The following is an 11,186-nucleotide window of genomic DNA, read 5'->3' as shown; positions in this document are numbered from 1 at the left end:
CGTGATGTCAGAGGCGGCGTATCCCCAGCGCGTCATCCGACTGACTGGACGGCAAACGGCCACGTCGATAGACGGCCCGCCGGTCCTGCTGACCTGGCAGGCCTCCGTGATCCCGCCCCTGATCGTGGTGCTCCTGGTGCTCTTCGGCTGGCTCGCCCACCGCGCCTGGCAGCTCGCCCGCGCCGAGCGCGAGGCCGTGGCACGCGACTACCCGGACGAGGCACAGGACCGCGCCCGCACCCGCCGTATCGCCTACGCCCGGGCGATGGCCGCGCTCACGGACCGGGGACCCCGCGTCGTCGCCGTCACCTCCGGCGTGACCCTGCTGCTCGGCGCCGGTGCCCTCGTGGGCGCCCTGACCACCGACGAGACACCGGGCGAGGCCGCCCAGGGGGCCTACCCCGTCGTGCACGGAGCCGCGGAGACCGCCCAGGCCCTCGGCTCCTGGCTGATCGGCCTCGGCTTCCTACTCTTCGTCACCTGGGGAAGACGCGCCTACAAGGACGCCGCGGCGCGCCGCACCATCGGCATCCTGTGGGACGTCGGCACCTTCTGGCCGCGTGCCGCCCACCCCTTCGCCCCGCCCTGCTACGCCGAGCGCGCCGTGCCCGACCTGACCTGGCGGATCGCGACATGGACCCGGGCCACCGGCGGCCGGCTGGTCATCTCCGGCCACTCACAGGGCAGCGTGCTCGCCGCCGCGGCGGCCTGGCAACTCGCCCCGTCCGCCCGCAGACGCGTCGCGCTGCTGACGTACGGATCCCCACTGGAGCGCCTCTACGGACGCTGGTTCCCGGCGCACTTCGGCCCGGCCGCGCTCGGCTCCCTGCACCGGGAGGTCGACTGCTGGCGCAACCTCTACCGGCTCACCGACCCCATCGGCGGCCCGGTACGCCTGCCCGGCGACCGTGATCTCGGCGTCGACCACGTCCCGTTGACGGATCCCCTCGCCTACGGCCGCACCGACCTGCACCCGCTGCCCGCGCCGATCCTCGGGCACTCCGACTACCAGGCCGACCCGGCCTTCGCCGAGGAGCGCCGCAAGCTGCTGGCCCGGCTGCGGCCGGACCTGCCGACGCCACGCGGCGAGCCCGAGCCCGAGCCGCCCGCCGCGTAGGCGGGCGGTCAGGGCAGCTCGGGCAGGTCCTCGGCGTAGAGCAGCGTCAGGTCGTCGGTGCTCGGATCGGCGACCTGGGCGACCCGGCTCGCGTGCCGCTCCACCATCGCCTCGAAGGTCTGCCGCGCGGTACGGCCGTTGCCGAACGCCGGGCCCTTGGGGATCTCCGTGAAGTACTTCCCCAGGGCCTCGGCCGCGCCCGGCGCCAGCCGGTACTCGTGCTCCTCGGCCTGCTGCTCCACGATCCGCAGCAGGTCCTGCGGGCCGTAGTCGCTGAAGGTGATGGTCCGTGAGAACCGGGACGCCACACCCGGGTTCACCGACAGGAAGCGTTCCATCTCGGCCGTGTAGCCGGCCACGATCACCACGACCGCGTCCCGGTGGTCCTCCATCAGCTTCACCAGCGTGTCGATGGCTTCCTTGCCGAAGTCGCGGCCGCCGTCCTCGGGGGACAGCGCGTACGCCTCGTCGATGAACAGCACACCGCCGCGCGCCTTCTCGAAGGCCTCCTGGGTGCGGATCGCGGTCGAGCCGATGTGCTCGCCGACCAGGTCGACGCGGGACACCTCGACCAGGTGGCCCTTCTCCAGGACGCCGAGGGAGGCGAGGATCTCGCCGTACAGCCGCGCGACCGTCGTCTTGCCGGTGCCGGGGGAGCCGGTGAAGACCAGGTGCCGCTTGACCGACGCCGCCTTCAGGCCCGCCTGCCGGCGGCGCCGGCCGACCTCGATCATGTCCGTGAGGGCACGCACTTCGCGCTTGACGCTGTCCAGGCCCACCAGCGCGTCCAGTTCACCGAGGACGTCCTTGGAGGTGCGGGCCGGCTGCTCGGGCTCCACGGCCGGGGCCGGGGGCTCGGCCTCGGCCCGTGGTCCCGGCAGCGCGCCCAGCAGGCTGGGGGAGTGGCTCACCGTCTGCACGGCCGTCTCGCGTGCCGCGGGCGCCCGGAGCCCCGTGCTCTCGTCGCTGGTGCAGTCCTCGACGACGGGGCCCGCTCCGGACGCCGCGTCCGCGCCGCTGTCCGCGAACTCGTAACCGCCGCGCGCGCACCGCTCCGTGCGGCACTTCCGCAGCGTCGTCCGGCTGCCGTCGATCACGTGGAAGCCGTAGCCGCCGCTGCCCGTCACCCGGCAGTTCTGGAAGCTGCCGCGGCCACCGGCCGAGACGTAGACCCCGGCTTCCGCCGGCGAGTCGATCGTGCAGCGCTCCACCGTGGGGTCGGCGCCCTTGGTGACGATCACGCCGGTCTGGGTGCCGTCCAGCGTGCAGTTGCTGAGGGTGCCGCCGCTGCCGTGGTCGCGGAACCAGGCGCCCGTCGCCGCGTCCCGGATCCGGCAGTCGTCGAGCTGCGCGGTGGCCCCGTCGCTCACCGACACGGCCGTGTTGCGCACCTGCGACAGGTCGCTGTCCACGACGTCCGCGCGCGAGCCGCGGTCGAGGACGAACAGGGCGTCCGGTACGTCGCGTACCCGGCACGAGTCGAGCACGGCGGTGGCCCCGTCGCTCACCCACACCGCCGGGTAGTCGCCCGTGCTGTCGAAGATCTCGCACTGGTTGGCGTCCACGCGCGTGCCCGGGTCCCACACCGACAGGCCGTTGCGCCCGAACTGGCGCACCGTGGTGCGGGTTAGCGTGAGCACGGAGCGGGAACGCAGGTCGACCGCGTTCTCCGGGATGTCGTGGATACGGCAGTCGGCGAGCGTCAGCACGGCGTCCGTGACACCGTCGGCCGTGGTGCGGTGCACATCGCAGTCGGTAGTCGGTGAGGTGCGCGGTGGCCCGGCCGGTGACCTGGACGCCGCTGCCCCGGACCTCGTAGACCTCGCAGCCCACGGCCTCCAGCGCCGAGTTCTCCCCGGTCACCGACAGGCCCGAGCCGGACGTGTGGTGCACCCGGCAGCGGTCCAGGCGGGGGTGGGCACCTCCCCGGACCGCCACCCCGGACTGCCCGGCCGCGACGACCTCGCACTCCTCGAACACGCCGCCCGCACCGTCGAGCACGGCGATGCCGACACCCGCCGGATTGTCGACGGCGCAGCGCCGGACCGTGGGCCGGGCACTGCCCCGCACCTCGATCCCGGCCGCCGACCGCGTGACGACCCGTACGTTGGTCAGCTCCGGCGTGCCCTCCTCCACCAGCACGGCCGGGGCGGCCGCGTCCTGGCCCTCCACGTGCAGGTCCTGGACCACCGCCGAGGCGCGCACGGTCAGGGGCACCCCGTCCAAGGGCGCGATCCGCACCGACCCGGGGGAGCCGTCGGGGCCGCGCAGGGTGACCGCGCGCTGCACGACGAGGTTCTCCCGGTACGTACCGGGGGCGACCGTGAGGACGTCGCCGTCGGCCGCGGCCTCCAGGGCGGCGCCGAGCGATGCGTACTCACCCGTGCGGCGCCGCCACCGCGACGTGCCGCTGTGCGTCACCTGGACCGTGCCCTGTGCCATGGTGTAGCTGTGCCCCCACCTCGGTCGTACTGATGGCTCGTTCGCCCTCGGGACGCGCCGGCCGATGCCGGGACCACCACCGCGCCCGGCCCCTTCGGGCCTCGCGCGCACGCGGGCTCGCCACCGGCGCGCCCTTCCTGCTCGCTCGCGCGCGGGTTGTGCCGAACGGTTCGGCCGGACCACCGTAGCGTGCGCGCGGGTGGTGGGTTGACCAGAGCCGGAAGGCTGTCAGCTGCCGGCGCCCGTCCTGCCCCAGTCCGGGCCCGCCTTGTCCCATGCCTGGTCCCAACGGGCGTACCGGCGGCGGACCATGCGCCAGACGATCAGCCGCCTGCCGCCCTCGACGAGACCGCCGACCGCCAGGGCCGCGCCGAGGCCGGCGAGGACCGCGTGCGTCGACGCCGTCGCGGAGTCGAGCGGGCGGGCCACCATCCGGCCGTGCCGGTCGGTCCATATGCGGAACTCGTCGCCCTGCTGCGGGTCCTTGAGGCTCGCCAGGACCGGGCCGTGGTGCGCGGTGCCGTCCGGCGCGGTCCAGTCGGCGAGGACGCGGTTGCGCAGATCCCGGCCCGTGGAGGTCTCCGGGTCGGCGTCCAGCGGAGAACCGTCCAGCTTGCGGACCACCGTGGCCGTCACCATGTGCCGGGCCTCGTGCTGGGCCCGGACGGAGCGCTGGAGGGCGTCCTGCGCGGCGCCCCCGACGAGGGAGCCGGCCACCGGGGCGGCCAGGAGGATCAGCATCAGGGCAGCCAGCGCCACCCACGCCTCGGCCAGGTCGGTCGCCCGGCACAGCGGATTGCGCCGCCAGCGCCAGAGCCCCCTGATCGCTCGCACCGTCCGCACCCCCTTCCCGCTCCGTGATAACCCCCGACGGAGCCGTCCACGCACCGAACCGGCGAAGAGAGAGCGACATCACCTCTCTCCGGTGGCTCTCACGAATTTCTCACACAAGCTCAACGCCCGGGCGCGCGGCCCGGTTCCCGCGTCTCGGCGGGAGAGCTCCCGCGCGGGCCGTCGGCGCTGTGGCCTACCGGTCGAGGATCCGGACCGGGTCCCCGACCCGGATCGTGCCCCGGGTCAGGGGGACCAGGTTCTGCCCGAAGATCAGCTTTCCGCCGAGCCGGCGGTGCCGTCCCAGACTGTGCAGGGGCTCGCGGCCACGCTCGCCCGAGCTCTGGTCGGTCGTGGTCACCACACAGCGTCCGCAGGGCTTGGCGACGCGGAAGGGCACCTCTCCGACGGCGATGCGCGACCAGTCGTCCTCGGCCCAGGCGGTGGTGCCCGCCACGACCACGTTGGGCCGGAAACGGTTCATGGGCAGCGGGCCCTCGTCCGCGTGGTCACCCCGCGCGATCAGGGTGTTGAGGGCGTCGAGCGAGGCGGTCGTCGTGAGCAGCAGGGGAAAGCCGTCGGCGAAGGAGACGGTCTCGCCGGGCCGCGCGTACTCCGGGTCGACGGGCCGGCGCGTGGCCGGGTCGTCCATGTGCACCAGGCGCACGCCGATGCCGAGCCAGGAGCTGAACCAGGCGTGCGCGGCCTCGTCCTCGGCCGGGACCCCTTCGACCTTGTCGCGGAAGATCTCCACCGGCACCGTGAGAAACGGTCGGGGGACGGGCACCGTCAGCGGCTCCATGCCGGGCGCGGACAGCCGGACGCCGCCACCGGGCAGGAGCTCGGCGGTGGCCAGCGCGAGGCGCGGCTGCTGGCGTTGCGTGAGGACCTTTCCCGCGTCGTCGATCAGCACCCAGCGCCGGTCACCGGCCAGCCCCCAGGGCTCCACGGCGGCCTCCCGGGGCGCGAGGCCCCGGACCGCCTTGACCGGGTGGACGTGGATCGAGTGCAGGTGTGCGTTCCCCATGGGGCCATCGTGCCAGCCGGCACCGACAGCCCCCGGGAGGCGGCTCAGTAACCGCGGTACTGCTGGTTGTTGTACGGCTCCTGATAGGGGGCCGGGGCGGGCCGGGGAGCCGCGGGACGCATCGCCTCGTAGCCCGCCGCCGGCGCCGCCGGACGCGGCTGCTGGGGCTGGGGGCCGGGGTAGCCGCGCGGCGCGCTCGCCTGCTGCGGGATGTACGCCGCGGGCGCCTGCTGGAGCGGGGCGGGCTGCTGCGCCTGCGGATAGCCGTAGGCGGGCTGGGACGGGGCGGCCGGCAGGGCGGGCAGCGCCGACGGGAGGGCGGGCAGGCTGCTGCCCGGCATGTCGTACTGAGCGGGGACCCGGATCGGGGCGATCTGCGGGGTGCCCCGCTCGGCGACGAGCCTGTCGTAGATCGGGGTGTCCGGGAAGGAGGCGGAGTAGTAGCCGCCGCCGAAGGTGGAGCGGGGGGAGGTCATGGCACATAAGTTAAGCCCACGATGTGCTGGTTGGGGAGACCGATAAGAGGGTTGTTTTCCGTTCCCGCAGTGACCGGGGATCCCCAATGCGAGCGAACTCGGCAAAAAAGGGCGCCGAACAGGGTTCTGATCGTGTAAAGGCCGAGTTCCGGGCGGGTTACCAGCGGTTGGCCACCGGTCCTGCCGGTGACGTGCAGGGGAGTTCGCCGCGGGGAGGAATAGGTTGTGCGAACGGAACTCGACGGACGGCCGGGGTGTGCCCGGGGCGTTGTGACGCGATGGGGGCGGACATGCACATGCTGAAGGGTTCAAACACTCCGGTGCCCACCGCGGCGCTGCGGGTGGAACTGGGCTGGCGTACCGGACCCGGCGTACCTGACGCCGACGCCTCCGCTTTGCTGCTGGTAAGCGGAAAGGTCAGGTCCGACGCGGACTTCGTCTTCTACAACCAGCCCGCGCACTCCTCCGGCGCGATCCGGCACGAGGGCAAGCGGAACACCGACGGCCTGGTGACCGACACGCTTCTCGTCGACCTCACGCGCGTGGAGCCCGGGATCGACACGGTCGTCCTCGCCGCCTCCGCCGACGGCGGTACCTTCGGTCAGCTCCCGGACCTCCACATCGAGGTGCGGGACGCCGCCCGGGGCAGCCAGGTGGCCCGCTTCGACAACCCGGGAGCGACCACCGAAACCGCTTTCGTCCTGGGCGAGTTCTACCGCCGCCAGGGCGCCTGGAAGTTCCGCGCCGTCGGACAGGGCTACAGCAGCGGACTGGAAGGCCTGGCCACGGACTACGGCATCACCGTGGACGAGCCGCAGCGTGCGGCCCCGGCTCCCGCACCGGCTCCGGCTCCCGCACCGGCCGTGGCTCCGGTGGTGTCTCCGCCCGCCGCACCCCCGGCGGCACCGCCCGCACCCGTCCGCCTCACCAAGGTGACGCTCACCAAGGCGGCCCCCTCGGTGTCGCTCACCAAGCAGGGCGGGACCTCCGGTGCCCTGCGCGTGAACCTCAACTGGCAGGTGCGCAAACAGTTCTCGGGGTGGAGCGGCAAGTTCGGCCGCCCGGCCGCGATGCACTCCGACCTCGACCTCGACCTGTGCGCGCTGTACGAACTCACCGACGGCAGCAAGGGCGTCGTACAGGCCCTCGGCAACGCCTTCGGAGCGCTGCACCGGCCCCCGTACATCCACCTCGACGGCGACGACCGCACCGGTGCCGTGGCGAGCGGCGAGAACCTCACCGTCAATCTCGACCACAAGAACGCCCTGCGGCGCATCCTCGTCTTCGTCACCATCTACGAAGGCGCCCGTTCCTTCGCCGACCTGAACGCCACCGTCACCCTCCAGCCGCAGTACGGCGCCCCGGTCGAGTTCTCCCTCGACGAGTGCACCGTCCCCTCTCCCGTGTGCGCGCTCGCCCTGATCACCAACACCGGCGGCGACCTGGTCGTCCAACGCGAGGCCCGCTACCTGGTGCCCGAGCGTGGCGTGAGTCCGCAGCGGACCGTCGACCACGCCTACGGGTGGGGCATGAACTGGACCCCCGGCAGGAAGTGACTCCCGCCGGCGGCCGTCAGCCCTCGTCGGGCACCGCGTCCGGGCGCGCGTAGGTGCGGCCCTTCCAGGCCGCACCCCGCCCCCGGTAGTGCCGCACCGCGGAGTCCACCGTCATGAGGAGGTAGAGGAACGCGGTGAACGGCAGCAGGGGAGCGAGCCACAGCGGCTGCCGGTAGTAGCGGACCATCGGGACGTACGTTCCCGCCATCACGAGCCAGGCCGCCCCGCCGGCGACCGCCGCCGCCGTGTTCCCCGCCGCCAGGCCGGCCACCAGGGCGGCGGGCGGCACCAGATACACCAGCGCCAGCCCCACGACCGTCCCGGCGAGCAGCAGCGGACTGTGCCGCAGCTGGGCGTACGCGCTGCGCGACACCATCCGCCACAGGTCGTGCAGCCGCGGGTACGGCCGTACGCTGTCCACCCGGTCGGCGAGCCCCAGCCACACCCGCCCGCCGCTCCTCTTGACGGCCCGCGCCAGCGCCACGTCGTCGATCACGGCGTGCCGGATCGCGTCCGGGATCCGCGCCCGCTCGGCGGCCTCCGTGCGCAGCAGGACACAGCCCCCGGCGGCCGCCGCCGTCCGCGTCCCCTCCCCGCCGATCCGGCGGAAGGGGTACAGCTGGGCGAAGAAGTAGACGAAGGCCGGCACGACGAACCGCTCCCAGATGCTCTCCACCCGCAGCCGGGCCATCTGGGAGACGATGTCGAACCCACCGGCACGGGCCGCGGCCACCAGCTCCCGCAGACTGTCCGGCGCGTGCGCGATGTCGGCGTCCGTCAGCAGGAGGTACTCGGGGTCACGCGCGCGTGCCAGCCCGATGCCGTGCCGCACCGCCCACAGCTTGCCGGTCCAGCCCGCGGGCGGCTCGCCGGGCGAGCCCACGGTCAGCGGCAGTCCGCCGTGCCGGCGCGCCAGTTCGCGCGCCAGGTCACCGGTGCCGTCCGAACTGCCGTCGTCGACGAGGAAGACCTCCGCCCGTCCCGGATAGTCCTGCCGGAGCAGCGACGGCAACGAGGCGGGCAGCAGCGGCGCCTCGTCGCGCGCCGGGACGACGACGCACACGGACGGCCACACGTCCGGCTCCCCACGCGGCGGCAGTCGCACATCCGTGCGCCAGAAGAAGCCCTGACAGAGCAGCAGCCACAGCCAGGCGAGAAGTGATCCAGCGGCGATCCACACAACGGCGCTCACGCGCGCAGTCTGCCCCACGGCGCCGGGCCGGGACGGCTCATCGTCTATCGTGATCGGGTGAAGATCGCGCTCATGGACTCCGGAATCGGTCTGCTGGCGGCCACCACCGCGGTACGGCGGCTGCGCCCCGACGCCGATCTCGTGCTCTCCCTGGACCCCGACGGCATGCCGTGGGGCCCGCGGACCCCGGAGAACCTGACCGAGCGTGCCCTTGCCGTCGCCGAGGCCGCCGCCGCGCGCCGCCCCGACGCCCTGATCGTCGGCTGCAACACCGCGACCGTGCACGCGCTCACCGCCCTGCGCGCCCGCTTCGAACCGGACCTTCCGGTCATCGGCACCGTCCCGGCGATCAAACCGGCCGCGGCCGGCGGCGGGCACTTCGCCATCTGGGCCACCCCGGCCACCACCGGCAGCACCTACCAGCGCACCCTGATCCGGGACTTCGCCGACGGGGTCCCGGTCACCGAGGTGCCCTGCTGGGGCCTCGCCGAGGCCGTCGAACACGCGGACGAGGCGGCGATCGCCGCCGCCGTCGCCGCGGCCGCCGCCCTGACCCCCGACGAGGTGACCACCGTCGTCCTGGGCTGCACCCACTACGAACTCGTCGCCGAGCGCATCCGGGCCGCCGTCCAGCGGCCCGGCCGCCCGCCCCTCGTGCTGCACGGCTCCGCGGGCGCCGTGGCCGCCCAGGCCCTGCGCCGGCTCGGCGAGCAGCCCGCGCCGTCGGCCACCCCCCTCGGCACACTGACCGTGCTCCTGAGCGGACGCGAGGGCGCCCTGCCCGCACCGGCCCTGGCGTACGACGAGGGGCGGCTGCTCCAGGCGGTCACACCGGCCGGCCGAACGGCCCCGGCGCCCGGGCCGACGCAGTCACGCTCCGCCACGAGGTACCAGCACAGCGAAACCTGAGTAACCTCATAGGCATGAGGGACCACCGTCCTGGCGAGAACGCCCCCCACCCGCCCTCCGCCGTCTGGACCGGCCGGGCCACCAATCGCGTCCAGTGGCTGCTGGCGCTCATCGGCGCCGCGTGCATGGCGCTGGGCATCGAGCTGGCCGTCGACTCGGCGTGGACGTCCGGCACCGCCCCCCTCGTCATGGCCGTCGTCGGGTGCATCGCCGCCGGGCTGCTCGTCCTCTTCGGAACGCTCGCCTTCGTGCACGTCGCCCTGAAGGTCGACGAGAAGCACCTGGAGGTGCGCTGCGGCCACATCGGACTGCCCCGGCGCCGCATCCCGCTCTCCCACGTGGTGGGCGCCACCTACACCTCGCACGTCACCCCCCGCCACTGGGGCGGCTGGGGCTACCGGTGGCGGCCCGAGAAGGGCACCGCGGTGGTCGTACGACGCGGTGAGGGCGTCGTGCTGGAGATGTGGGACGGACACACCTTCACGGTCACCGTGGACGACGCGGAGGCGGCCGTGCGGGTGATCAAGTCACGGCTGGGTCCCACGAATCCGGGCACCCCCGCACACTGAGCGACCCGAGACCGCGACCGGACGGGCCCCGGCCTGTCACCGGGCGGGCGTGCGTCCGGCGCCCCGAGGACGGGTCTCCGGAGCGTGGCCCGACGGTTCGTCTGCGAGCGGGCGGGCCGTGGCCATGCCCGCCAGCAGGCCCGCGCCCACCGACACCGTGGTGAAACTCAGCGCGTTGCCGATCGCGGCGATGGCCGCGAGCGCCGTCAGGGCCGCGCCCGCCGTGAGCACCACCGGCGTCGGACGAGGGCCACGCCACAGCGCGTACAGCACCCAGCCGAAGGCCGCCGCCAGCAGGGCCACACCGACGACACCCTGTTCGGCCGCCTGCTGAAGGGGCGCCGAGTGGGGCCTGCCGTCGGACAGCAGCGACTCGGCGGACGTCTGGCTCAGCTCCCCGAAGCGCCCCGGGCCGACCCCCAGTGCGGCGTCGTCGCGCAGCAGCTGCCACGCGTCCCGCCACAGCTCCACCCGGTGCGGGGTCAGACGCCCCTCCAGCGCGGCCACGAGCCCGCCCGGTACGGCCCGCGCGGCGACGGCCCAGGTCAGACCGGTGGCCAGGGCGGCGACCAAGGCCATGACGACCAGACCGGCGCCACGGTGACGGGTACGGCCGGCGGCCAGCGAGCACACCAGCACCGTCAGGCAGCCGACACAGCCGCTGGTCGAGCCGAGCACCCCCGCCAGCACCGCGGTCCCGGCGGCCAGCCCCCGCAGCGCGAACCGCACCGCCGGGACGGAAGCGGCCCAGGCCGCGCAGCACGCGGCACCGGCCGAAAGGGTCAGCACCGCCGCAGTGGCCCCGGCGTGTCCCAGAGGCGTGGTGATCTGCGGGCCGGGCGCCAGGTGCGGCACGGCCACCGTCAGCCCGGCACCGGCCAGCGCCCCGGCGAGGGGCGCGCCGACCGGCGACAGCGCTCCGCCGATCCGCCCGGCGGCGTAACCGGCCGCCACGGCCAGCACCGCGAGGAGCACTCCCTCGGGCCGCCCGTCGTGCACGCCCGCCGTGATGAGGGACCAGCCGGCGCAGACCCCCAGCACCACCACGCCGACCGCGTCGGAAACGA

Annotated in this window: 8 protein-coding genes and 2 pseudogenes; 4 read left to right on the top strand and 6 right to left on the bottom strand. The window is 74.1% G+C overall.

Annotated features, from left to right (window positions below; all coding sequences use genetic code 11):
• A pseudogene (locus tag SSQG_RS03245) lies at nucleotides 1-1,117 on the top strand (hypothetical protein); the annotation flags it as partial.
• Nucleotides 1,118-1,125: 8 nt separating this feature from the next.
• Here SSQG_RS03245 and SSQG_RS03240 read toward each other — a convergent pair.
• The 4 genes and pseudogenes from SSQG_RS03240 to SSQG_RS03225 form a co-directional block, all read right to left on the bottom strand.
• Nucleotides 1,126-3,559, bottom strand: a pseudogene (locus SSQG_RS03240) (right-handed parallel beta-helix repeat-containing protein).
• A 228-nt stretch (nucleotides 3,560-3,787) separates the two neighbouring features.
• A complete protein-coding gene (locus tag SSQG_RS03235) occupies nucleotides 3,788-4,393 on the bottom strand; it encodes an Rv1733c family protein (protein ID WP_003988261.1) in 606 nt (201 codons plus the stop codon).
• Between the two features lie 193 nt (nucleotides 4,394-4,586).
• Nucleotides 4,587-5,417, bottom strand: a complete 831-nt coding sequence (locus SSQG_RS03230; RefSeq protein WP_003988260.1) for an MOSC domain-containing protein — start codon at nucleotides 5,415-5,417, stop codon at nucleotides 4,587-4,589.
• 44 nt (nucleotides 5,418-5,461) lie between these two features.
• Nucleotides 5,462-5,893 (bottom strand): DUF6643 family protein, encoded by a 432-nt coding sequence (locus SSQG_RS03225; RefSeq protein ID WP_039931851.1) that lies wholly within the window; start codon nucleotides 5,891-5,893, stop codon nucleotides 5,462-5,464.
• A gap of 296 nt (nucleotides 5,894-6,189) precedes the next feature.
• On the opposite strand from SSQG_RS03225, the gene SSQG_RS03220 reads away from it, so the two are divergent.
• Entirely contained in the window at nucleotides 6,190-7,449 is a 1,260-nt protein-coding gene (locus tag SSQG_RS03220; protein ID WP_039934671.1) for a TerD family protein, read from the top strand.
• Between the two features lie 16 nt (nucleotides 7,450-7,465).
• Here SSQG_RS03220 and SSQG_RS03215 read toward each other — a convergent pair whose 3' ends face one another.
• A complete protein-coding gene (locus SSQG_RS03215) occupies nucleotides 7,466-8,659 on the bottom strand; it encodes a glycosyltransferase (protein WP_003988256.1) in 1,194 nt (397 codons plus the stop codon).
• 39 nt (nucleotides 8,660-8,698) lie between these two features.
• Between SSQG_RS03215 and SSQG_RS03210 the strand changes: the two genes are divergently transcribed.
• Together SSQG_RS03210 and SSQG_RS03205 are read left to right on the top strand one after the other, a co-directional pair.
• Nucleotides 8,699-9,550: a glutamate racemase gene (locus SSQG_RS03210; protein ID WP_003988255.1), complete on the top strand. Its 852-nt coding sequence runs from the start codon at nucleotides 8,699-8,701 to the stop codon at nucleotides 9,548-9,550.
• A 14-nt stretch (nucleotides 9,551-9,564) separates the two neighbouring features.
• Nucleotides 9,565-10,119, top strand: a complete 555-nt coding sequence (locus tag SSQG_RS03205; protein ID WP_003988254.1) for a hypothetical protein — start codon at nucleotides 9,565-9,567, stop codon at nucleotides 10,117-10,119.
• 36 nt (nucleotides 10,120-10,155) lie between these two features.
• Here the strand turns inward: SSQG_RS03205 and SSQG_RS03200 are convergent, their stop codons facing one another.
• Entirely contained in the window at nucleotides 10,156-11,166 is a 1,011-nt protein-coding gene (locus SSQG_RS03200; protein ID WP_003988253.1) for an O-antigen ligase family protein, read from the bottom strand.
• Nucleotides 11,167-11,186: the final 20 nt, after the last annotated feature.

The organism is Streptomyces viridochromogenes DSM 40736 (genome assembly GCF_000158955.1).
GTDB lineage: Bacteria > Actinomycetota > Actinomycetes > Streptomycetales > Streptomycetaceae > Streptomyces > Streptomyces venetus.
The sequence above is the reverse complement of the archived record's forward strand: the minus strand, read 5'-3'. Positions and strand labels throughout refer to the sequence as shown.

Bases quoted from the DNA above. Each gene is read 5' to 3' on its own strand.
- SSQG_RS03230 (WP_003988260.1), bottom strand. From the start codon at position 5,417: ATGGGGAACGCACACCTGCACTCGATCCACGTCCACCCGGTCAAGGCG.
- SSQG_RS03225 (WP_039931851.1), bottom strand. From the start codon at position 5,893: ATGACCTCCCCCCGCTCCACCTTCGGCGGCGGCTACTACTCCGCCTCC.
- SSQG_RS03220 (WP_039934671.1), top strand. From the start codon at position 6,190: ATGCTGAAGGGTTCAAACACTCCGGTGCCCACCGCGGCGCTGCGGGTG.
- SSQG_RS03205 (WP_003988254.1), top strand. From the start codon at position 9,565: ATGAGGGACCACCGTCCTGGCGAGAACGCCCCCCACCCGCCCTCCGCC.